We start from the raw sequence: 21,945 nt of genomic DNA on the forward strand, positions 1-21,945 counted from the left end.
CGGCCCCGCCCGTGTACGTACCGCCCGCCCCGGCCTACACCGCACCGCAACCGGCATATGTGCCGCCCGCGCCCGTGGCCCCGGCGTACACACCGCCGCAGGCGGGGTACGTGCCGCCTGTCGCCCCGCAGCAGCCACGGTTGCGTGACCGGATCATCGAGCGGCTGCCGATCATCAACCGCTTCCACGAGCCGCAGTACCCGTAACTAGGCATCCTCGCGGTGGTCACGGCGCCGCAGCACCATCCCGGCGACAGCGCACACCACGCCGATCGCCAACGCGACGGTGGCGATGGTGAGGCCGGCCTGGCCCGCGGACGACTCCATTCCGAGCAGCTGTGCGCGCCCCCAGGTGACCCAGCCGATCAGGATCGCTTTGACGATCAGGATGACCGAGACGATGCTCAACGCAGTGGCGGGCCGCATGGAACCGAGGGTAGGCGCGCCGGGCACTGTTAACGGGTCGGCGCCGCGGACCGATGAACATCACGGGGGGTCGTGACCGGGTCTGAAGATCGTCTCGGTGAACGAGACGGCAGACCGATCCTGATGCGTGCGAACGCTGGAAGGAAAACCAGGTATGAATCTCAAGAAAATCGGATTGACCGCCACCGTCGCCGGTGCCATGGGAGCCGTGGCGCTCGGAATCGGCGCCGGCACCGCACAGGCAGACCACGACGAGTGGTGGTGGGGGCCGGAGATCCCGCGCGTCGGCGATTTCGTCGAGCTGCCTCCGCCCGGCCACATCGGGCAGATCACCCATGTGCCGCCGGGTCAGCTCAAGAAGGTGGTTCCGTTTGCCCCGCCGCCCGGGCACTGGGGCTGGTAGGACCTCAGGAAGATGGCCGCCTCGTCGCCGACGAGGCGGCCATCTCGTGTCTTGACGCCCGCTTCGTCACCTTTCCGTGACCTTGCCGTGACATAACGCGGGTTATTTCGTACAGTGCTGGAGTGGGTAAGCACTCGAAGCCCAGCGAGCACCGCCGGAAATCGTCGTCATCACTCGTGTTGGCGATGCTCGCGGCGCCCGCGGCCGTGGTGCTCGCCGCCGGCGCCGACGTGCACCGGGGCGCCGAAACCGTCGCCGCACCCGCCCCCGTACCACTGCCCCTGCCGCAACTCCCGCCGTACGACCTGGAGGTCGTGGCCTCGGGAGCGATCGGCGGCCCGACCGACCTGAAGGTGGCCCCGCACGAGACGGTGTCGGTGGCGAACTGGAAGGTGGCCAACCGCGCCCAGTACCGGGCACTGCCGGTGGGGGTCGCCCCCGAGCAGGGCCTGCAGGTCAAGACGGTGCTGGCCGCCCGCGCCATCAGCGCGGTGTTCCCCGAGATCCAGCAGATCGGCGGCGTCCGCCCCGATGCCCTCAGATGGCACCCCGACGGTCTGGCGATCGACGTGATGATCCCGAACCCGGGCAGCGCTGAGGGCATCGCGCTCGGCAACCAGATCGTCGCGTACGTGATCAAGAACGCCGAGCGGTTCGGTATGCAGGACGCCATCTGGCGGGGCGTCTACTACACGCCCAACGGCCCCCGCGGGTCGGGTAACGGGCATTTCGACCACGTGCACATCACGACGACCGGCGGCGGATATCCCTCCGGCTCGGAGACGTATTTCCGCTAACGCAAATCTGAATTTGCGTCAATAAATAACAGTCACTTTTTCGCGTCGTTTCGACGTCGACTCGGTACCGCGCCCCAGCATTTGTTCCGCCACACGATATACAGACCTCACCGCAAATACGGCGAGAGGGTCGAAGAATGTCATCAGCGAGCAAAGTGGGGATTTCGTCTCTGTTCGCATTGGCGCTCGTCGTGGGGGCGGCGGGCGCGGCGCCGGTGACGCGGGCGCAACCCGGTCCAGGTGGGTCGACGGTGTTGACGCTGGCGCCCGCGTTCAACGAATTGGCGTCCAACTGGCTGCGCGGGGAATTGTTCGCCTCCCCGAATGTGAAGGTGAAGGTGCCGTACACGAACCTTCCGAGTGCGACCAACACGCACAAGGGCGCCGACAAGCTCAACGAGATGCTGCATGCGTATCCGGGGCCCAAGATCGTGGCCGGGCACAGCCAGGGAGCGCAGGTGGCCGACGACTGGCTGCGGCGCTACGGGCCGACGAGCGACATCGACCCGGCCACCGTGCAATTCGTTCTGACCGGTGATCTGGAGAGCAAGTACAACGGGTGCGCGAACGTCCCGGGCAGTGGCTGCGTGGCGGCATACGGCGGCAACAATTTCCCCGACGACACCCCGTACACCGTGAAGGTGATCGCGCGCCAATACGACTACTTCGCGGACTGCCCCAACGATCTGTCGAACGAAACAGCGAAAAAGAACCGCAACGCCTCGCAGGTGGTCGGCGGTAAAGGCGAACTCAAGAGCGTGCACACCAATTACAGCAACATCGGGTTGAACGACCCCGGCAACAAAAAATTCGTCGAAGGAAATGCGACGTACATTCTCGGCGCCCCGGCGACCTATTTCCTGCCGATGGTCACCCAGAAATGGACGTCGAACGAATCCAAGGTGGTGGAGGACGCCCAACTGCGTCCGATCGTGGAATCGGCCTACAACCGGCCCATGGAAGCGCCGCCCGCGCCGCCGGCTCCGTAGTACCGGGGCGGCCCGGTTCGGCTCGGTCGGGGATATCGGCGGGTTTGGCACCCGAAAACGCATGCTCTCCGTTTACGGTTCAGAGGTGCCAAACATGGATCGCCGTAGCGCAATGTTGATGTTCGGGTTCGGGGTGGCGGCTGCCGCACTCCCGGTTGCCAAGGCCGGGGCCCAGCCCGTGATCGGCGATGCCCCGCCCGGGCCGGGTGTACCCGAGGCCGGCGTACCCGGTCTCCTGTTCTCGGATGAGTTCAACGGACCGGCCGGGTCGCCTCCGAACCCCGCGTCGTGGTTCATCGTCCCGGCACGCGAGACCATCCGGAACCCCGTCGAGTGGGACAAGCCGTACAACATGGGCCGTTACGTCACCGACCAGGAGCACGTCTTCCAGGACGGGGCCGGGAATCTGGTCATCCGGGCCACCCGCGGTCCGGGTGCGAACATCCAGGAGAAGTACGCCAGCGCCAAGATCATCGGGAACTGGCGCGGCGGTGTGGGGACCACGTGGGAAGCCCGCATCAAGCTCAACTGCCTGACCGACGGCGCGTGGCCGGCCTTCTGGTTGCTCAACGACAATCCCGTGCGCGGTGGCGAGGTCGACCTCGTGGAGTGGTACGGCAACCGGGACTGGCCGTCGGGCACGACCGTGCACGCGCGGTTGGACGGCACGCAGTTCCAGACGCACAAACACCCCGTCGACGGGGACTGGCATACCTGGCGCATGACGTGGAAGCCGGAAGGCATGTACTTCTGGAAGGACTACGTGCCCGGGATGGAGCCGTTCTTCACCGTGCTGTCGAACTCCCTGCCGGAGTGGCCGTTCAACGATCCGGGCTACACGATGGCGCCGGTGTTCAACATCGCCGTCGGTGGCTCCGGTGGTCGTGAGCCGGCCGGCGGCAATTATCCGGCGGAGATGCTCGTCGACTGGATCCGCGTCTTCTAGTCCTCACCCCGACACAGGAGCGCCATGACCAACTACGGCCCGCCGGACGACCGCGGCTACTACTCCGACCCGTCCGGCGGGTACGGCGGTCAGCGACCGCCCGGTCCTCCTCCGGAAGAGCCGGTCCCTTGGTATCGCACGCCTGCGGCGATGTTCGCCGCGGGGATGCTGGTCACGCTGCTGCTGGCATTGATCGTCTGGGCCGTCTTCGGTTCGGATTCCGACGAGGTGGACGGCACCGAGACCACCACGCTCACCCCGATCACCCCGACGGCGACGACCGCCCCGGCGACGACCACTCAGGCGCCCGCCGAGACCGAGACCGAGACGGTGACGATCACCGAGACCAGCACGCCGCCACCGACCACGACGGCCGAGCCGAGTACGTCGACCAGCGTGGTCACCAGCACGACCACGAGCACCACGATCAGCACGACGACGGTGACGGTGACGGCTCCGCCACCGGCGCCGTAGGGGAGTGGGTCGCCTTCGGTTTGGTGATCCGCACCGCGGGTAAGCGGCGTCCACCGACAAGAACGGACGCCGATCCACGTGCCACCTGAACCGCCCGGCTCACCGGCGACAACCCGACCCTCGCGAATCGTGGTGACCGGTGCGTCGGGCAACGTGGGGACCGGTGTCCTGCGCGCGCTCGCCTCGCAGCTACCCGATGCCGAGGTGGTGGGAGTGTGCCGGCGGCCCCCCACGCGCGGCCAACCCTACGAGGGTGTTCGGTGGCACGCCGTCGACCTCTCCGCACCCAGCGCCGTCGCGGACCTGGAACCCGCCCTGCGCGGAGCAGACGTCGTCGTCCACCTCGCGTTGGCCGTCCACCCGGTGCGCGACGAGGACTATCTGTACCGGGCGAATGTCGTGGGGACCGAGGCAGTTGTGAAGGCCATGACGGCCGCCGGGGTGGGGCAACTGGTGTACGCGTCCAGCCTCGGCATCTACGCGCCCGGATCGGGGCCGCCGGTCACCGAGGAGTGGCCCACGACCGGCCAGGCCACCTCCGTCTACAGCAGGCAGAAGGTGATGGTCGAACGGATCCTCGACAGGTTCGAACGCGACCACCCCGAGGTCACGGTCTCGCGGTTCCGTCCGACCGTCGTGGTGCAGCGCGAAGCCGCGTGGCTGATCAAATCGCTGTACCTGGGCCCACTGGTGCCGAGGTCCGCCTTGGAACTGCTGCGGCGCCGGGAGCTGCCCGTCCTCCCTGTACCCGGGCGGCTGGAACTGCAGTTCGTCCACGCCGACGATGTCGGCGTGGCGGTGGTCCGGCTGATCACGACGCAGGCTCGCGGATCCTTCAACATCGCGGCCGACGTGCTGGACACCGCTGCGCTCGCCGACCTCGTCGGCGCGCGTCCCGTCACCGTCCCCCCACAGGCGGTGCGGGCCCTCATCGCTGCCTTGAGTGCCGTCCGCGTGGTGGCGCTGACACCCGGGTGGTACGACGTGGCGTTCAAGACTCCGCTGATGGACACGTCCAAGGCCCGCGGGACGTTGGGCTGGACGCCGGCGTGGTCCTCGGCGGACAGTGCGCACGAGCTCATAGAGGGCCTGGCAGACGGCGCCGTGGGCACCAGCGAGGCCATGGGGTGGGAGCTGCGGCCCCGCCGGGACGTCCGCGGCGCGATCGATCGCGCGCACGACGTCACCCTCGCGCTGTGGGGCGCGCTGGCTGTGCTGCGCGCGGTCGGCGCGCGCCGCGCCCGCGCCGTGGATGCGGTGGTGGTGGCGTCGAACCTGGCCACCGGGACACCGATGGCGCTGGACCGGGTCCTGGAGCGGCGCGCCGATCCGGTCGCCCTGCTCGCACCGGTTGCCGTCGTCGCTGCGCTGCGCGCCACGATGCGCGGTGGTTGGCCGGCCGTCGCCGCGACCGGCGTCCTCCAGGTGCTCCGGATGTCCGAGCGCAGCCAACGAAAGACGAAACTCGTCAGTGACGCCGAGTTTTCGGCCGGTTCCCGGGGGTAATGGCGCAGGATGGGTGAATCCGCCGCAACGTCCGAGGTGGTCGTGGTGACAGGCGCCTCCAGCGGGATAGGTGAGGAGACCGCCCTGCGCTACGCGGCGCGTGGCGCACGAGTGGTGCTGGCGGCGCGCAACGAGGACGCCTTGCAGCGAGTCGCGAACGATTGCCGGGCCGCGGGTGCCGACGAGGTGCTGGCCCGGGCCACCGACATCGGTGTGTGCGGTGAGGTCGAGGCGCTGTTCGACACCGCCGCCGGCCGCTTCGGCCGGATCGACATCGTGGTGCAGTCGGCCGCGATCACCGCCTTCGGCCGGTTCGAGGACGTCCCCGCCGACGTCTTCGAGAGCATCGTGCGGACAAACCTCATCGGCTCGGCGAATGTGGCGCGGTGCGCTCTGAACAGCTTCCACGAGAGCGGACGCGGGCACCTGGTGCTGATCGGCTCGCTACTCGGGACGACCGCTGCGCCGTTTCAATCAGCCTATGTGGCAAGCAAGTTCGCACTCAACGGGCTGGTACGGACATTGCGTCAAGAGAACCGCCACATGCCAGGGATCAGAATCCACGGCGTCTACCCGGGCCCGGTCGACACTCCTGTCTACAACACCGCGAGCAATTACTTCGGCCGCACGCCCCGGGTGCCACCCACGGCGGTCAAACCGTCAGCGGTGGTGTCGGCCATCGTCCGTGCCACCGATCGCAACCGGTCCAGCGAGCGCCAGGTGGGTCTGCTCAACCGGCCCGTCATCGCGATGTACCGCCTGGTGCCGCCGGTGTACGACGTCCTCATGGGAGCGTTCCTGCGCACTTTCGGCTTCACGTCCGAAGCGACGGAACCGCACCACGGCAACGCGTTTCCGCGCTGAGGGCTGCGGGCACGGAGATCGCCGACGCGACGACGGTGACAGCGACGCGCTCAGTCGCGGCGGACCGACATCAAGGCGCACGGTGCGCTGCGCGGCAGGCTGCGCCAGGCCGACCAGTCTTTGGCGTCGAGGTACCGGCAGTACCGAGCCTTCAAGAGCTTGAGGTCATGAAGTGCTGCCGCTGGCCGCGACCGTGGCGGCGCTGTCGGCGTCGTAGCCGCCCATGAACTCCATCGGCACGCCGCCCATGGTGCAGAAGAACAGATTGACACCCGGTACGTCACCGAACAGCACCGTGACGTCATCGACCATGCCGCGCGCCCGCTCATGCACGTTTGCGTAGTCGTCGGTCAGGAAGGACAGCGCTGCCAGCCCCTCGGGCGCCACGTCACGCAGATGCTCCGGCACGTCGAGCACCTCGATCAGGCCGGCGTCACCGCTGCCGAGCATCGTGACCTCGGCTCCTTCCGACGGCGGCCAACCCAGGGTCGCTTCCAGCACTTCGCCCGGCACGTGGAACTGACTCTGCACGTCCATGCCGACGACGTCGGTGAGGAACCCGATGAAGGTACTCGCCGAATGGCTGCGCATGACGACATGGTGGAGCTGATTCGGCATCGCGAACCTCCCGTACGTGGAAAGCCACTCGACCCTACGAAGGCTGGCGCCATGCTAGGCGAGTGCACAGCGTTCCCGCGGGGGATTGCGCCCACCGGGAAACGGCTACCGGGCATCCGTCGTCGACAGCGGTTGGCGTTCGACGGAGCGCCCGAGAACGACCTTCGCCGTGATGACGCCCAACTTGACCATGCCCAAGTACGTCGACGGGTTGAACAACGTCGGCCACACGGTGCGTGTTCTGTGCTCGTTGACCGGCCGGTCGGTGAATCGATCGCGCAGCCACCTCAGCGTCATGGGCGCGGACAGTGGGTGCAACAGCAGATGACCGCAGAACCGGTCGCGGTGATAGGTGACCGCTGCACCCATGCGTTCGTACTCGGCAACCAGTGCATCGACATCGTCGACGCTGATGATTCCGTCGTGCACCGCCTGTATGACCAGGACGGGAGGTCTGGGCCTGGATTTGCCGAGCTTGGTCTCGTCGAAGATGTGGCGCACTTCGGGTAGGTCCCACAGCTCGTCGGCCGTCATGTCGACGTAGGACCCGATGTCGACGTTGCGCAATTGCCATACCGCCTGGGCCGTCGTCATCGTCTGCAGCTCGTCGAGCAACGCCTTGCCCTCGTCGTTCGCATGCTCGTCAACGACGGTCTGCGCGCCCGGAAAGACCTGCGTCAGTGCGGAGATCATCAGCGCGGCGAGACCGGCGAAGAAGCTGCCGTTGAGGCGGCGCGCCACACTCCCCGGGTCGCCGACGGGCGAGCCCAGCACGGCACCGAGGATGTTGAGCTCCGGTGCATATCGCTCGCACAGTTCGGCCGCCCACGCCGACGCCAAGCCTCCCCCGGAATATCCCCACAGACCCACCGGCGCAGATGGCGACAAAGACACTCGCTCGCTCCGTATCGCGGCCCGCAGCCCGTCCAGAATCCGGTAACCCGGTTCGACGGGAGCACCCCACATGCCGTGGCAACCTTCGTGATCCGGTACGCAAACCGCCCAGCCTTCGGCCAGCGCGGCGGTCACCAACAGATACTCGGCTTGGACGAATGCACCGATCGGTCTCGCGCCGCGCCGCATCGCGAACGATGGGAAACAGCGCGACGCCACGGCGTCGATCGCGCACTGATAGGAGAGCACCGGATACGCGCCGTCGGACGAGCGCTCCGCCGGGACGAGCACGGTCGTCACGGCGACTTCCGGTTCTTCGTGCAGATTCGTGGTGCGGTAGAGCAATTGGACGGCAGTCACGGGTTGGCTGATGAGACCGAGGAATCCGATCTCCACATCGCGCGAGCGCAACACCGTGCCCGGTTCCGTGTCCTCGTAGCCCTCTGGGGCCCGGTAGAACGGGTCGTCGTCGGGCGAGATCAAATCTTCGCCGCGGCGCAGCTCCTCGTGCGGGACGCTTGCGACTCTTAGCGTCGCGGAATAGTCATCCATCGGTGTGGCGCCTCCTCGGCGTTGTGCTGACGGCTCGCCTACACGCCGCCTGGGTCAGCCATTACCCGCGGTACCGGGAATTCAATCCTTCGTCGCCCGAAACGGCCTCCAGGCATCAGCCCGAGCAGCACGTGATGGCGGCCGGAGTCATCGTCGGGCTGCAGTCGGGAGTTGTGCCGAATTAGTTGATCGCGCAACAGTGTTCGGCTGACAGGCAAACGCGCGAGTGGCGTGTGATCGCGGTTCCAGCAGTGCCCTTGAAGCCTGCTGTGCAGACATGCTGCAGCACTGGATGTTTGCCTGATGCCGCCGGGTCCAGGAGCGATCCGCGCGGTTGGAGCCGCATCCGCCGAAGTACCGGCAAATGGGGTGATGCACGGAATCTGCGCGGTCCGCGGATCCGCTGGAATCCGAATGTCACGCTCCTAGACTTCGATACGCCGGGTCCAAGATCTATCGAGGGAGGCCCTGATGTTGTGGGTCTTGACTCTTCATAGTCGCATTCGTCGTGGCGGCGCCACCGGCGGCCGTGACGCTGGTTTCGCCCGGCGAAGCTCCGCAGCCACCGGCCTGGAACGGCGAATTGACGCCGTACCTCTCGAGGGGCGTCTGCGCTCCCATCCCCTTCGTTTCGTTGTGAAAGAGAAATGAGGAATCATGACCACAGTTGAACGCCCCCCGTTGTTTCAGCATCTTTGGAAGTCCACCCTCGCGTCCGGCGTCCTTGGGGTGATCGTCGGAGTACTGCTGCTGGTATGGCCGGGTATCTCTATTCTCGTCGCGGCCGTCCTGTTCGGCGCCTACTTGCTGATTTCTGGCTTCACACAGGTATTTTCGGCCTTCAGCAGGCACGCTGCGGACGGTAGCCGAGTGCTGCTGTTCGTCAGCGGCGCGGCATCGCTGATTCTTGCGGTGTTGGCATTCCGGCACTTCGGTGACGCCGTCCTGCTGCTCGCGATCTGGATCGGCGTCGGCTTCGTCTTCCACGGCGTGGCCACCACGGTGTCGGGCATCAGCGATCGAGGCGGCTCCGGTCGCGTCTGGCAGATCGTATCGGGGGTGATCGCCGTCATCGCCGGCGTCGTGGTGATGGCGTGGCCGTTCACCTCATTGGCCAACCTCGCCCTGATCGCGGGCATCTGGTTGATCATCACGGGCGTGGCAGAGATTGTCGCCTCCTTCGGTATCCGACGGGCTTCCAAGAACGTGGCCGAGTTCCGCGAGGCACGGAGCGATGCGCGCGCCTCGTCGGCGGGACCGATGTTCAACCCGGGGTTGAGTGGCACCGCCTGATCGACGTCGGTTCAGTGACCCCGTGGCGCTTCGAAAATGGGGGCACCTTAGGACCGGGTGGCCGCTGGATGACGACGTCTCGGCCACGTACCCAGCGCCGTCGGCCGCGCCCAGAACACGTTGACAGTCTCGGTCGGCCGCATCAGGCCAACCTGTCATCATGTGCGCCGGCGCGAGCGTCGGGTTGATGCAACGCTCTGGAGCTCTGGGCCGTGACATAACCCGACGCTCGGCGCGCACCACGAACGGATCCATCGACGCGACCGCCAGGAGCAACTGAAGAGGGCGATGGCCCTCCGTAGTCCGTCTCGCTTGTGCGCCCTGAAGTGGCGTCAGGAATACCCCCCAGGGGTACTTGTGCCGTGGACTGCGAAGGGCTAACGTGGTCCGCGACTGGATACCCCCCAGGGGTATAGGAAGGAGCGGACCATGACATCTTCGACCACGGTCGACTGGCACCTTCGCGGGGACTGGTTCGACGTCTGTAGCTGCAAGCTTCCCTGCCCTTGCAGTTTCGCTCAGGAACCCACTCAGGGTGACTGCCTCTTCACCCTCGTATGGCACATTCGTGAGGGGCATTACGACGGTGTGGACCTCGCCGGATTGAACGTCGTATCGCTCGGCGAGTTCACGGGCAATATGTGGGTGGGTGATACCGAGGCCATGATGTCGCTGATGTTCTACATCGATGAGGCCGCCGATGAAGCTCAGCGCGATGCGCTGGAGCGAATCTTCACCGGTAAGGAAGGCGGCTGGCCGGCCGAGTTCGCAAGTCTGATCAAGGACTTACGCGAGATTCGGTACGAACCCATCACCTTCGACGCTGCCGATGATCTCGCTTATTGGCGTGCTGAGATCCCTGGCAAGGTCGACCTCCGCGTCGCGGCGCTCACCGGTCCCACTTCGGACCCACACCGGCGGGTCACCACCACCAACGCACCGGGCGCTGAGGTCGGGCCCGGCCAGGTCGCCACCTGGGGAGTCGTCGAACGCGACCGTGCGGTCGGCTTCGAGTGGTCTCACGAGCACCGGGGTGGGTCCAGTAAGCACTTCCCATTCGACTGGCGGCCGGACGAAGCCGACGCGGCCAGGGCGCATCAGTTGTCGACCGCGGCCGGACACTCCTCATGCGGGTGCCACGCCTGAGCTCTGACGGTCTCCGAACATCGACCGGTCGGCGTTTATGTGCAATCGCGCGGCAACGTGTTCGGCGGTCTCATCGCCGAGGTGCTGCCCGATGGGAAGGCTGCGGGACGTCTCCACCGGGGTCCAAAGGCCCTAGGCGATGTGGCACCTGCCCCTGGCGCGGCTCGGTGGTTCGGCAGACGATCGAAACGTAAGCGTGGTCAACAGGTTTGAACGAGGAGGTGTTGTCGTGATGATCTGGTACGACGGCGGGATGGGATGGTGGAGGTACGCCGCGATGGGTCTTGGCATGGTGCTGTTCTGGGCGCTCCTGGTCGCCGGAATCGTGCTGCTGATCAGATTCGTCGCGGGCGAGACCACACAACCTCGACGACCGTGGGGCTCGGCCGAGCAGATCCTCGCCGCGCGTTTTGCCAACGGCGAGCTCACCGAAGCCGAATATCGCGACCGCCTCCAAGTGCTGCACGGGAACCGGGCACCGCGCTGAGGTGACCGACGACAGCAGTCTGGTGCGCGCCGTTGAACGGGCCATCCGGCGACACACGTTCGGAACATTGTCGACGCTGGACCGCCACGGGTCGCCCCACGCCACCGGGGTGGTGTACGCGGTCGCCCCACCGGTCCAGCCGCTGACCCTTTACATCACCACCAGGACCACCACGGTCAAAGCGGCCAACGTCCGCGCGCGTCCACCGGTCGCGTTCGTCATCCCGGTGCCACGCCGGCTGCCGCTGTTCCCGCCGGGCGCGGTCCAATTTCAGGGCACGGCAGAGGTTCTGGCCGCCGACGACGCGGCCGCCCTGGGTGCGTTCCGCACGTCGTGGTTTCACCGCAGGATCTTGACCGCCGAGGAACGCATCACCGCCGAAGGTGGCGACATGTGCTTCATCGCGATCCGACCGCACCGAATGATCTCGACGTACGGGATCGGTATGACCGCCCTCGATGTGCTACGCCGGCCTCGCCAGGCAATCGGCCGCGTGCATCTGGATCCGAGTCGGTAGGAGGGCGCACGTGGGTGCGTCAACCCGCTCTAGGTGGAGCCGATGACGGGAATCGAACCCGCGTATTCAGCTTGGGAAGCTGATGTTCTGCCATTGAACTACATCGGCCTGGCCAGCTGACGCTGGTGATCACGGAGATTATCACCCGGAGCCGATACTCTCGTCGGGTGCTGCTCTCCGATCGTGACATCCGGGCCGAGATCGACGCCGGACGGCTGGCCCTCGATCCGTTCGACGACAGCCTGGTGCAGCCCTCCAGCATCGACGTCCGCCTCGACACGCTGTTCCGGGTCTTCAACAACACCCGCTACACCCACATCGACCCGGCCAAGCAGCAGGACGAGCTGACCAGCCTCGTCGAACCGTCGCCAGGTGAGCCGTTCGTCCTGCACCCCGGCGAGTTCGTCCTCGGCTCGACCCTCGAGACGTGCACCCTGCCCGACGACCTGGCCGGCCGGCTGGAAGGCAAATCGTCTCTCGGGCGCCTCGGCCTGCTCACCCACTCGACGGCCGGCTTCATCGACCCCGGCTTCAGCGGCCACATCACCCTGGAACTGTCGAACGTCGCCAACCTGCCGATCACGCTCTGGCCCGGTATGAAGATCGGGCAGCTCTGCCTGCTGCGCCTCACGAGCCCCGCCGAACATCCCTACGGCAGCGCCAATGTCGGCTCGAAATATCAGGGTCAGCGGGGGCCGACACCTTCGCGGTCGTACCAGAACTTCATCAAGCTGAGTTGATCTGGCCCAGGGCGCAGAAGTGCGAGACAACGACGCCGTGAGCGCGGAGTCGACGGCGAAAAACCTTGAACCGACAGGCACCGGTTGTCGTTCTTCCGAGTAGGGTTTCTCGTACGCGATCAGCTAACGCCGTTGCTTGTAACGACTCGGCAGGTCGCGCCGATGAAGGTTCTAGTTGAGGGCTCGTTCGGTTCGGGCGCGCCGCGGCCATATTGACGCTATAGCAAACTTTTGGAGGGCTTGGTGGACATCGTACTTGGTGTCTCGATGACACCGATGACGGTCCGCATGGTGCTGGTTGAAGGCGATATGGCCGACGGGGTGACCGTCGACCACGACGTCTTCGACATCAACGCGGTGGAAGGCTCAGCAACCTCGAGCGCGGCCGATCAGGTCGTCGCCGCGGTGCTCGGCACGCAGGAGAGCGCCGCCGCGGGCGGCCACCACCTCAGGTCGGTCGGCGTGGCGTGGAGTGACCACACCTCGGCGGCCGCCCTGCGCGACACGCTCGCAGCACGCGGCATCGAAGACGTCATGCTGGTGTCCGAGGGCCACGCCGCCGCATCGCTGGCGCAGGCGGTCGGCCGCGCCGTCGGATACGCCTCCACGGCGCTGCTCTTCGTCGACCGCGACACCGCGACACTGTCGGTCGTCCAGACCGACGACGGCTCCGTCACCAAGGTGCTCAGCCGCAGCCTGCACAGCACCGACGCGATGGCCGTGCTGACCGAGATGGCCGCCGCCGTCGACGCCCAGGACTCGCCCCCGCAAGGCATGTTCCTCGTCGGCTCCGGTGTCGACGTCAGCGAGGTCAAGGCGCATCTCGCGCGTCTGCTGTCGCTGCCGATCAACGCCCCGGAGGAACCGGAACTCGCGCTCGCCCGTGGTGCGGCGCTGGCGTCCGCGCACGCACCGGACTTCGAGGCCTCGACCGTCGGGCTGGCCTACTCTCAGGACCCCGAGGACGGAACCACCGCGAGCAGCGCGTACGCCGCGTTCGGCGCCGCCGCCACTCAGATGGCGCCGGTCAGCAGCGCCGCCGCCGCCCCGCCGATGGTGTTCGCCGGGCCCGACGCCGTCCCCACCCCGGCCGACGACGAGAACCGCAAGCCGTTCCTGCTCGTCGGCAGCGCGCTGTCGTCGATCTTCGTGGTCGGCGTCGTCGCCCTGGTCATCTCGCTGGCCGTGAACATCCGCCCCACCGCCGATCAGCGGCCCAGCCCCGCCGAGGCCGCCATCGTGCCGAGCGCCCAGGCGCCTCGCCCGGCGCCCGCGCCGGAGGCCCAGCCGGTGGTCGCCCCGCCCGCCCCGCCGGCCGAGACCATCAAGGCCCCGGTGCCCGTCGTGCGCGAGGCCCCGGCCCCGGCGGCGCCGCGCACGGTCTACGTCGAGAAGGCCCCTCTGCCCGCCGCGCCCCCGGCACCCGCGCCTGTTCCGGCCGCGCCCCCGGCGCCCGTGCCCGCAGCACCGCCCGTGCCGGTTCCCGCCGCGCCGGTGCCTGCCCCGGTCCCGGTCCTGCCTGCGCCGGCGTACCGGCCACCGGTGGTGCTGCCGCCACCGGTCATCCGGCTGCCGCGTCCTCAGCTGCCGCCGATCTTCCGCGACGACGACGAGCCCGAACGTCCGTCGTGGCCCAACCCGTGGCAGCCGAAGCCGCAGAAGCCGCCGCAGCAGGACTACGGCGACTGGCCTGCGCGGCCCACCCTCCCCACGGTGCCGCAAGCGCCGAGGCCGGTCGTGCCGCAGGCGCCGAAGCCCGTCGTGCCCCAGGTTCCGTCGCCCTACGTGCCTTCGGTGCCCCAGGCGCCGTCGAACCCGTACTACCCGCCCTCGAGTGGATCGGGCTCCGGGTCCGGCTCAAGCCCGAGTCGTGGTGACTACGGGTCCGGCTCCGGCTCGTACGACGGCGGTGGATCGTCGTCCGGCGGGGAGGACTCGTTGTGGCCGTTCCCGTCCTTCGGCGGCGGTGACTGAGCGACGGTAGCGTTCCCGGCCATGTCGCCGGTGTATGCACTCAACCTGTTCGACGTCGCGGACCGCGACGAATACCTGGCCTACGCCAAGCGCTCACCGGCCGCGGTGGCCGCCCATGGCGGCCGCGTCGTCGCGCTCGGTAAGTTCCGGGAGTCGGTCACCGGCGACATCGCGCCCCGCCAGGTGCTGATCCTCGTCGAGTGGGAGTCGAAGGACGCGTTCGACAGCTACCGCAACGACCCCGACCTGGCCGATCTGCACCCGCACCGCGAGGACGGATCGTCGGCCTACGTCTGGCATCTGTTCGACCGCTTGGACGATCTGCGGCCTCTCCTTAAGCTCGAGTGATGGTGGACGACTCCTCGCGGGTGACGGTTCGGCAGCGGGTGCGGTGGCTGGCGCTGCACGGTTTCGTCCGTGGGATGTCGCGGATCGGGATGCGCCGTGGCGACCCACAGGCGCGGCTGATCGCCGACCCGACCGTCCGCGCGAACCCGGCCGCGTTCGCCGACGAACACCGGGGGAGGGGTCCGGTCATCCGCGGGCGCGTCGGCCTGATCACCTTCGACCACGCCGTCGCCCACGAACTGCTGCGCTCGGACGACTTCCGGGTGTCGTCGCTGGGCGGTGAACTGCCCAAAGCTCTGCGCCGGGTGATCGACCGCACCGACACCGGCCTGCTGCACCCCATCGAACCGCCGTCGCTGCTGTCCATCGAGCCGCCCGACCACACGCGCTGCCGCAAGCTGGTGTCGTCGGTCTTCACCACCCGCGCCGTCACCGCGCTGCGCGACGGGGTCGAGGCCACCGCGCGGAAGCTGCTGGACGATCTCGAACGCGACGCCGCCGGCGCCGGGCCGGTCGACATCGTCGCGCGGTACTGCTCGCTGTTGCCGGTGTCGGTGATCAGCGACGTGCTCGGCGTGCCCGACGCCGACCGCGCCGAGATCCTGCGCTACGGCGAACTCGGCGCACCCAGCCTCGACATCGGGTTGAGCTGGCCGCAGTACCTGCGGGTGCACAGCGGCATCGTCGGGTTCAACGCCTGGCTGGTCAACCACCTCGAGAACCTGCGCCGCAACCCCGGCGAGGACCTGCTGAGCCAGCTCATCTCCGCCACCGAGGACGGGGCGGGTCTGAGTGAACGGGAACTACAGGCGACGGCCGGGCTGGTGCTGGCCGCCGGGTTCGAGACCACCGTCAACCTGCTCGGCAACGGCATCAAGATGCTGCTCGACCACCCGGAGCAGCTGGCGAAGCTGCGTGAACGCCCGGAACTGTGGCCGACCGCCGTCGAGGAGATCCTGCGGCTGGACTCCCCGGTGCAGATGAGTGCCCGCGTGGCCAAGAAGGACGTCGAGGTGGCCGGTGTGCCGGTGCGCAGTGGCGAGCTGATCATCATCCACCTCGCCGGAGCCAACCGCGACCCCAAGGTGTTCGACGATCCGCACCGCTTCGACGTCGAACGCGACAACGCGGGCAAGCACCTGTCTTTCTCCGGCGGCAGGCACTTCTGCCTGGGCGCCGCCCTGGCACGCGCCGAGGGGGAGGTGGGGCTGCGGACGTTCTTCGACCGGTTCCCCGACGCCGAACTCGCCGGGGCGGGCAGCCGCCGCGACACCCGGGTCCTGCGCGGGTGGTCGACTCTGCCGATCGCGCTCGGAACCGCCCGCGCCGCGCTAGGTTCGTGACGTGGACTTCCGGGCGGCGCTGCTCGAGCAGACCAACAGCTTCGGCGAACTGATCGCGACGGGCGATCCGGCGACGCCGGTGACCACGTGCGGGGACTGGACACTCAAACAGCTGTTCCGCCACGTCGGCCGCGGAAATCGTTGGGCCGCCCAGATCGTCGCCGAACGGCGCCACGAACCCCTCGACCCGCGCGAGGTGCGCGACGGCCGTCCCCCCGAGGATCAGGCCGGCGCCCTGGAGTGGCTGCGCGACGGTGCGCAACTGCTCGTCAACGCCGTCGACGGCGTCGGATCGGGCACGAAGGTGTGGACGTTCCTCGGCCCTCGTCCGGCCGGGTGGTGGGTGCGCCGCCGCGTGCACGAGGTCGCCGTCCACCGCGCGGACGCGGCCCTGGCGCTCGGGCAACCGTTCGACCTCCCACCCGAACTGGCCGCCGACGCACTCAGCGAATGGATCGAGCTGGCGGCGGTGCAGGCCGGCCGCCACGGGCTGCCCATCGAGCGGGGCCTGACGCTGCACCTGCACGCCACCGACGACGTCCTCGGCGGCGTCGGGGAGTGGATGATCACCAGCACCGAAGAGGGCATCGACTGGACCCACGAACACGGCAAAGGAGACGTCGCGGTCCGGGGACCGGTCACCGACCTCCTGCTGGCGGTGACACGGCGGCGCACGCTGGCCGACCGTGGCCTCGAGGCGTTCGGGAAAACCGAGGTCTGGGACCGGTGGTTGGAGCAGACGCCCTTCTGAAGTGGCGTACCTTCACGAGCATGACCACATCGGAGAAGGCGACCGTGCTCGCATGGCACGACGCGCTCAACGACCGCGACGTCGACACGCTGCTCGAACTGTCCAGTGACGACATCGAGATCGGCGACGCCCACGGGGCGGCGCAAGGGCATGCGGCACTGCGGGATTGGGCCCAGGCGCTCGACGTCAACGCCGAAACCGGCCGGATCTACATCCGTGACGGCGTGGTCGTCGTCGAACAGCAGATCACCTCGGTGACCGGCGAGAGCGGAACCGCTGCGGCCGCGTTCCGCGTCGTCCACGACAAGGTGACGTCGGTGTTCCGGCACGGCGACCTGGCGGCCGCGCTGGCCGCCACCGAACTCGACGAAGACGACCTCACCGGCTGATGCGGGGGATCATCCTGGCGGGCGGGTCGGGGACCCGGCTGTACCCGATCACGCTCGGGACGAGCAAGCAACTGCTGCCCGTGTACGACAAACCGCTCATCTATTACCCGCTGTCCACGTTGATCATGGCGGGTATCCGCGACATCCAGGTGATCACCACCGCCGACGACGCCCCGGCGTTTCACCGATTGCTTGGCGACGGTTCGCAATTCGGCGTCAACCTCAGCTACGCCGTCCAGGATCGGCCCGACGGGCTGGCGCAGGCGTTCGTGATCGGCGCCGACCACATCGGCACCGACTCCGTCGCACTGGTGTTGGGGGACAACATCTTCTACGGCCCCGGGCTCGGTACCGGCCTGCACCGTTTCCACGACGTCAGTGGTGGGGCGATCTTCGCGTACTGGGTCGCCAACCCGTCGGCGTACGGGGTGGTGGAGTTCGCCGACGACGGCACCGCGCTGTCGCTCGAGGAGAAGCCCATCACCCCGAAATCGCACTATGCGGTTCCCGGGCTGTACTTCTATGACAACGACGTCATCGAGATCGCCCGCTCGCTCGACAAATCCGCCCGCGGTGAGTACGAGATCACCGAGATCAACCAGCGCTACCTCGATCAGGGCCGGCTCCGCGTCGAGGTCCTCGCGCGCGGCACCGCGTGGCTGGACACCGGCACGTTCGACTCGCTGCTCGACGCCAGCGACTACGTCCGCACCATCGAACGCCGCCAGGGCCTGAAGATCTCGGTGCCCGAGGAGGTGGCGTGGCGTGTCGGGTTCATCGACGACGAGCAGCTGGCCGCCCGCGGCCATCAGTTGCTGAAATCCGGATACGGGTTGTATCTGCTGGAGTTGCTCGACCGCTGATCAGGGCAGCCCGGCGAGCACCTTGTCGAGGGTGAGTGGCAGATCCCGCACGCGCACGCCGGTGGCGTTGTAGACGGCGTTCACCACCGCCGCGGCCGATCCGACGATGCCGATCTCGCCGGCGCCGCGCGCGCCCATCGGGTTGGCGTGTTCGTCGGCCTCGTCTAGCCAGATTGCGTCGATGTCGGCCACGTCGGCGTGCGCGCTGATGTGGTACGTCGCGAAATCCTGTGTGACGACATGACCGAACCGCGGGTCACGCACGCTCTCCTCGTGCAGCGCCATCGACAGACCCATCGTCATCCCGCCGATGAGTTGCGAACGCAGCGTGCGGGCGTTGATCGCCCGGCCGATGGAGAAGACGCCCAGCATCCGCGGCACCCGGATCTCGCCGGTGTCCCGGTTGACCCGCGCCTCGACGAAGTGCGCGCCGAAGGACTGCATGGTGAATTGCTCGGACTCCGGGTTCTCGGGTGCCTCGGCCACGGTGGTCGCCCCGATCGTCGGAGGATCGCCGTGGTCTCGGCGGAACTGCCGAGCGGAAGCGACGATCGCCCGTCCCCACGAGTTGATGCCCGACGATCCGCCCGCCACCGAGGCGTCCGGCAGCGCGCTGTCGCCGATCTGCAGGTCGACCGCGGACACGTCGCAGCCCAGCGCGTCGGCGGCGATCTGCGTCAGCGTCGTCCATGTGCCGGTGCCGATGTCGGCGGCCCCGATCTGCACCAGGTAACGGCCTTCGTCGGCGTAGGTGATCCTCGCGGTGTTGCCCGGCATCTGCATGGCCGGATACGTCGCCGACGCCACACCCAGCCCGACGTACCAGTCGCCCGAGATCCGTTGTGCCGGAGACGGATCGCGCGAGGCCCAGTCGAACCGTTCGGCGCCCAGTCGCAGGCACTCGACGAGGTGGCGGCCCGACCACGGGTTGCCGGTCTCGGGGTCGACGTCGGGATCGTTGCGCACCCGCAGTTCGATCGGGTCGATGCCGCAGACGACGGCCAGCTCGTCCATCGCGACCTCCGCGGCGTACGTGCCGGGACATTCCCCCGGGGCGCGGAACCAGAACGGCACCGGCACGTCGAGGGCTGCGAGCTTGTGTCCGGTGCGCCGGTTGGGCGTCGCGTACATCTTGCGTGACGTGACCGCCGTCTGTTCGGCGTATTCCTTGACCGCCGAGGTCTGTTCGACGACCTCGTGGACGAGCGCGGTGAGTTCGCCGTCGCGCGTCGCGCCGAGCCGGACGCGCTGGATGGTCGGGGTGCGGTACCCGACCAGCGAGAACATCTGCTGCCGGGTCAGCGCCAGCTTCACCGGCCGCCCGCCGCTGCGCTGTGCGGCCAGCAACGCCAGGACGTCGTCGGCGTGGGGCGCCCCCTTCGAACCGAAGCCGCCGCCCACATGCGGCGCGATGACACGCAACTGGTCGGGTTCGAGGCCGAAGATCGGCGCCAGCGCCTTGCGCGCCGCGTGCACACCCTGCGTGGAGTCGTACATCGTCACCGAGGGCCTGCCGTGGTCGGTGGTCCACACCGCGATGCAGGCGTGCGGTTCCATCGGGTTGTTGTGCTCGAGCGGCGTCGTATACGTCTGGTCGACGGTCACCTCGGCCGATGCCAGCGCTGCGTCGACGTCACCGTCGTCGGTGTCGGACGGGTATCCCGCGTTGACCTCTTCGGGCGTGTAGAGGCCGGGATGGTCGACGGTCAGTTCGACGTCGTGCGGTTCCTCGGTGTAGGTCACGTGCACGAGACCTGCGGCGTGCCGGGCGATCTCGGCGGTCTCCGCGACGACGCCGCCGATGATCTGTCCACGGAAGTGCACGCGATCGTCCTGCAGGATCGACAGTTCGCCGTCGGAGGTGTCGGCGAGCTCCGGGGCGTCGAACACCGTCAGCACGTCGAGCACACCGTCGATCCCGCGTGCGGCCTCGACGTCGACGGATGCGACCCGACCGCGCGCGACGGTCGACTGGATCGGATGCAGATAGGCCGGATCGTCGACGCGCTGTTCGAAGGCGTACGGCGCCGCCCCGGTGACCTTGGCGCGGCCATCCAGCCGTGCCAGCGGCGCGCCGATCGCCCGCGGGTCGAGGAGTGTCATCGGCGTCCCCGATCGGCTAGTGCGCGCAGTTCGGCGATCAGCGTGCGGCGGGCCAGCGTCACCTTGAACTCGTTGCCCGGCTGCGGATCCGCGGCCGAGAGCTCCGCGTCGGCGGCTGCCGCGAACGTCTCCTCGGTGGCGGCCGCACCGGCCAGCACCTCCTCGGCGCGGCGGGCGCGCCAGGGTTTGTGCGCCACACCGCCCAAAGCGATTCGCGCCGAGACGATGTCGTCGCCGGTGAGGCGTAGCTCCGCGGCGACCGAGACCAGCGCGAACGCGAACGACGCCCGGTCGCGGACCTTGCGGTAGTCGGACACCGCACCGGCAGCGGGTGCGGGCAGTTCCACCGCGGTGATCAGTTCGCCGTGGCGCAGCACGGTGTCGCGGTGCGGTTCGTCTCCGGGTAACCGGTAGAACTCGTCGACCGGGATGCGGCGCTCACCGTCGGCGCCTTCGACCACCACCACGCCGTCCAGCGCGCTCATCGCCACCGCCATGTCCGACGGATGCACGGCGATGCAGTGTTCCGATGTGCCGAGGATCGCGTGGTAGCGCACATAGCCGCCGATCGCCGAGCATCCGCTGCCCGGGCTGCGCTTGTTGCAGGGTGTGGTCACGTCCTGGAAGTACACACAACGCGTGCGCTGCAACAGGTTTCCCGCGGTGGTGGCCGAGTTGCGCAACTGGCCCGACGCCGCCGAGAGTAGCGCCCGTGACAAGCCGGGATAGCGCGACCGGATCACCGGGTGCGCGGCCAGGTCGCTGTTGCGGACCGTCGCGCCGATGCGCACCCCGCCGTCGTCGGTGGTGCTCACGTCGTCGAGGGCGAGTCGGCTGACGTCGACGAGCAGATCGGGGGTGGCCACCCCGAGTTTCATGTGGTCGACGAGGTTGGTGCCGCCGGCGAGGTAGGCGGCGTCCGGGTGGGCGGTCAGCGTCGCGACCGCGTCGGCCGGACTCTCGGCGAGGTGGTACTCGAAAGCCCTCACTGGACCGCGGCCCGCTCGATGGCGGCGACGATGTTCGGATACGCCGCGCACCGGCACAGGTTGCCGCTCATCCGCTCCCGGATCTCGTCGGCGCTCAGTTCCGGTGGCGCCTCCAAGTCCTCGGCGACGACACTGGGTGCACCGGCCTTCACCTCGTCGAGCATGCCGACCGCAGAACAGATCTGGCCCGGTGTGCAGTACCCGCACTGGAAGCCGTCCGCGTCGTGGAAGGCCTGCGCGACGGGGTGCAGATCATCACCTTGACCGAGGCCGGCGGCGGTGGTGATGCGGGCGCCGTCGGCGGCGACGGCGAACGTAAGGCAGGTGGTCACCCGGCGGCCGTCGCGCAGCACGGTGCACGATCCGCACTGGCCGTGGTCACATCCCTTCTTGGGGGCCGTCACCCCGAGGTGTTCGCGCAGCGCGTCGAGCAGGGTGACGCGGTTGTCGAGGTGCAGTGTGCGGTGCTGCCCGTCGACTTCGAGGGTCACCTCACGGTGACCGGTGGGCTGGGCCATGGCGCGGGGGTACCCC

Annotated in this window: 25 protein-coding genes and 1 tRNA gene; 19 read left to right on the plus strand and 7 right to left on the minus strand. The window is 68.2% G+C overall.

The genetic code is table 11. The features are described 5' to 3' along the window. Positions 1 to 206 (plus strand): DUF7157 domain-containing protein (locus tag AU195_RS19035; RefSeq protein WP_059160621.1); only part of this gene is annotated, 206 nt, incomplete at its 5' end. Here AU195_RS19035 and AU195_RS19040 read toward each other — a convergent pair. After that, positions 207 to 425: a hypothetical protein gene (locus tag AU195_RS19040; protein ID WP_059160622.1), complete on the minus strand. Its 219-nt coding sequence runs from the start codon at positions 423 to 425 to the stop codon at positions 207 to 209. Positions 426 to 579: 154 nt separating this feature from the next. Here AU195_RS19040 and AU195_RS19045 point away from each other — a divergent pair, with 154 nt between their 5' ends. From AU195_RS19045 to AU195_RS19075, 7 genes are all read left to right on the plus strand, one after another. Next, complete coding sequence (locus AU195_RS19045) at positions 580 to 828, plus strand: hypothetical protein (RefSeq protein ID WP_059160623.1); 249 nt, start codon at positions 580 to 582, stop codon at positions 826 to 828. Positions 829 to 950: 122 nt separating this feature from the next. Beyond that, positions 951 to 1,625, plus strand: coding sequence for a VldE C-terminal domain-containing protein (locus AU195_RS19050; protein ID WP_216636398.1), 675 nt, complete (start codon positions 951 to 953; stop codon positions 1,623 to 1,625). 251 nt (positions 1,626 to 1,876) lie between these two features. Beyond that, entirely contained in the window at positions 1,877 to 2,614 is a 738-nt protein-coding gene (locus tag AU195_RS19055; RefSeq protein ID WP_286149348.1) for a PE-PPE domain-containing protein, read from the plus strand. 94 nt (positions 2,615 to 2,708) lie between these two features. Then, the gene (locus AU195_RS19060) at positions 2,709 to 3,560 is read left to right on the plus strand and encodes a glycoside hydrolase family 16 protein (protein WP_059160625.1); all 852 of its coding nucleotides are present in this window, start codon (positions 2,709 to 2,711) and stop codon (positions 3,558 to 3,560) included. 24 nt (positions 3,561 to 3,584) lie between these two features. After that, the gene (locus AU195_RS25975) at positions 3,585 to 4,034 is read left to right on the plus strand and encodes a hypothetical protein (protein ID WP_059160626.1); all 450 of its coding nucleotides are present in this window, start codon (positions 3,585 to 3,587) and stop codon (positions 4,032 to 4,034) included. A 129-nt stretch (positions 4,035 to 4,163) separates the two neighbouring features. After that, the gene (locus AU195_RS19070; RefSeq protein ID WP_286149349.1) at positions 4,164 to 5,540 is read left to right on the plus strand and encodes an NAD-dependent epimerase/dehydratase family protein; all 1,377 of its coding nucleotides are present in this window, start codon (positions 4,164 to 4,166) and stop codon (positions 5,538 to 5,540) included. 9 nt (positions 5,541 to 5,549) lie between these two features. Beyond that, positions 5,550 to 6,404, plus strand: coding sequence for an SDR family NAD(P)-dependent oxidoreductase (locus tag AU195_RS19075; RefSeq protein ID WP_059160628.1), 855 nt, complete (start codon positions 5,550 to 5,552; stop codon positions 6,402 to 6,404). A gap of 165 nt (positions 6,405 to 6,569) precedes the next feature. Here AU195_RS19075 and AU195_RS19080 read toward each other — a convergent pair whose 3' ends face one another. Together AU195_RS19080 and AU195_RS19085 are read right to left on the minus strand one after the other, a co-directional pair. Continuing rightward, positions 6,570 to 6,995 carry a hypothetical protein gene (locus AU195_RS19080; protein ID WP_286149351.1) on the minus strand — a complete coding sequence of 142 codons (426 nt, stop codon included), beginning with the start codon at positions 6,993 to 6,995 and terminating at the stop codon, positions 6,570 to 6,572. Between the two features lie 132 nt (positions 6,996 to 7,127). Beyond that, positions 7,128 to 8,468, minus strand: coding sequence for a lipase family protein (locus AU195_RS19085; protein WP_059160630.1), 1,341 nt, complete (start codon positions 8,466 to 8,468; stop codon positions 7,128 to 7,130). Positions 8,469 to 9,125: 657 nt separating this feature from the next. Between AU195_RS19085 and AU195_RS19090 the strand changes: the two genes are divergently transcribed. From AU195_RS19090 to AU195_RS19105, 4 genes are all read left to right on the plus strand, one after another. Continuing rightward, the gene (locus tag AU195_RS19090; protein WP_059160631.1) at positions 9,126 to 9,761 is read left to right on the plus strand and encodes an HdeD family acid-resistance protein; all 636 of its coding nucleotides are present in this window, start codon (positions 9,126 to 9,128) and stop codon (positions 9,759 to 9,761) included. Between the two features lie 429 nt (positions 9,762 to 10,190). Next, positions 10,191 to 10,907: a DUF1326 domain-containing protein gene (locus tag AU195_RS19095; protein ID WP_059160632.1), complete on the plus strand. Its 717-nt coding sequence runs from the start codon at positions 10,191 to 10,193 to the stop codon at positions 10,905 to 10,907. 232 nt (positions 10,908 to 11,139) lie between these two features. Then, positions 11,140 to 11,394: an SHOCT domain-containing protein gene (locus AU195_RS19100; RefSeq protein WP_502687363.1), complete on the plus strand. Its 255-nt coding sequence runs from the start codon at positions 11,140 to 11,142 to the stop codon at positions 11,392 to 11,394. 1 nt (position 11,395) lies between these two features. After that, on the plus strand, positions 11,396 to 11,911 hold the full coding sequence (locus tag AU195_RS19105; RefSeq protein ID WP_059160634.1) for a pyridoxamine 5'-phosphate oxidase family protein: 516 nt from the start codon (positions 11,396 to 11,398) through the stop codon (positions 11,909 to 11,911). Between the two features lie 34 nt (positions 11,912 to 11,945). On the opposite strand, the gene AU195_RS19110 is transcribed toward AU195_RS19105, so the two are convergent. Next, positions 11,946 to 12,019: transfer RNA gene (locus AU195_RS19110), tRNA-Gly, on the minus strand. Between the two features lie 59 nt (positions 12,020 to 12,078). Here AU195_RS19110 and dcd point away from each other — a divergent pair. From dcd to rfbA, 7 genes are all read left to right on the plus strand, one after another. After that, entirely contained in the window at positions 12,079 to 12,651 is a 573-nt protein-coding gene (gene dcd / locus AU195_RS19115; RefSeq protein ID WP_059160635.1) for a dCTP deaminase, read from the plus strand. 243 nt (positions 12,652 to 12,894) lie between these two features. Then, positions 12,895 to 14,625, plus strand: coding sequence for a DUF7159 family protein (locus tag AU195_RS19120; protein WP_059160636.1), 1,731 nt, complete (start codon positions 12,895 to 12,897; stop codon positions 14,623 to 14,625). Positions 14,626 to 14,646: 21 nt separating this feature from the next. Next, positions 14,647 to 14,973 carry a DUF1330 domain-containing protein gene (locus AU195_RS19125; RefSeq protein ID WP_059160637.1) on the plus strand — a complete coding sequence of 109 codons (327 nt, stop codon included), beginning with the start codon at positions 14,647 to 14,649 and terminating at the stop codon, positions 14,971 to 14,973. After that, complete coding sequence (locus tag AU195_RS19130; RefSeq protein ID WP_059160638.1) at positions 14,973 to 16,316, plus strand: cytochrome P450; 1,344 nt, start codon at positions 14,973 to 14,975, stop codon at positions 16,314 to 16,316. The genes AU195_RS19125 and AU195_RS19130 overlap by 1 nt, the downstream gene beginning before the upstream one ends. A gap of 1 nt (position 16,317) precedes the next feature. Continuing rightward, the gene (locus tag AU195_RS19135) at positions 16,318 to 17,067 is read left to right on the plus strand and encodes a maleylpyruvate isomerase family mycothiol-dependent enzyme (protein WP_059160639.1); all 750 of its coding nucleotides are present in this window, start codon (positions 16,318 to 16,320) and stop codon (positions 17,065 to 17,067) included. Positions 17,068 to 17,087: 20 nt separating this feature from the next. Continuing rightward, entirely contained in the window at positions 17,088 to 17,456 is a 369-nt protein-coding gene (locus tag AU195_RS19140) for a nuclear transport factor 2 family protein (protein WP_059160640.1), read from the plus strand. After that, positions 17,456 to 18,319, plus strand: coding sequence for a glucose-1-phosphate thymidylyltransferase RfbA (gene rfbA / locus AU195_RS19145; RefSeq protein ID WP_059160641.1), 864 nt, complete (start codon positions 17,456 to 17,458; stop codon positions 18,317 to 18,319). Before AU195_RS19140 ends, rfbA begins: the two co-directional genes overlap by 1 nt. Here rfbA and AU195_RS19150 read toward each other — a convergent pair whose 3' ends face one another. The 3 genes from AU195_RS19150 to AU195_RS19160 are packed head-to-tail and all read right to left on the minus strand — an operon-like array spanning position 18,320 to position 21,929. Next, complete coding sequence (locus AU195_RS19150; protein WP_059160642.1) at positions 18,320 to 20,422, minus strand: xanthine dehydrogenase family protein molybdopterin-binding subunit; 2,103 nt, start codon at positions 20,420 to 20,422, stop codon at positions 18,320 to 18,322. Then, positions 20,419 to 21,411, minus strand: a complete 993-nt coding sequence (locus AU195_RS19155; protein ID WP_059160643.1) for an FAD binding domain-containing protein — start codon at positions 21,409 to 21,411, stop codon at positions 20,419 to 20,421. The genes AU195_RS19150 and AU195_RS19155 overlap by 4 nt, the downstream gene beginning before the upstream one ends. Beyond that, positions 21,408 to 21,929: a 2Fe-2S iron-sulfur cluster-binding protein gene (locus AU195_RS19160; protein ID WP_059160644.1), complete on the minus strand. Its 522-nt coding sequence runs from the start codon at positions 21,927 to 21,929 to the stop codon at positions 21,408 to 21,410. Before AU195_RS19160 ends, AU195_RS19155 begins: the two co-directional genes overlap by 4 nt. Between the last annotated feature and the right edge of the window lie 16 nt (positions 21,930 to 21,945).

Origin of the sequence: Mycobacterium sp. IS-1496, from assembly GCF_001499995.1 — a bacterium.
Taxonomy (GTDB): domain Bacteria; phylum Actinomycetota; class Actinomycetes; order Mycobacteriales; family Mycobacteriaceae; genus Mycobacterium.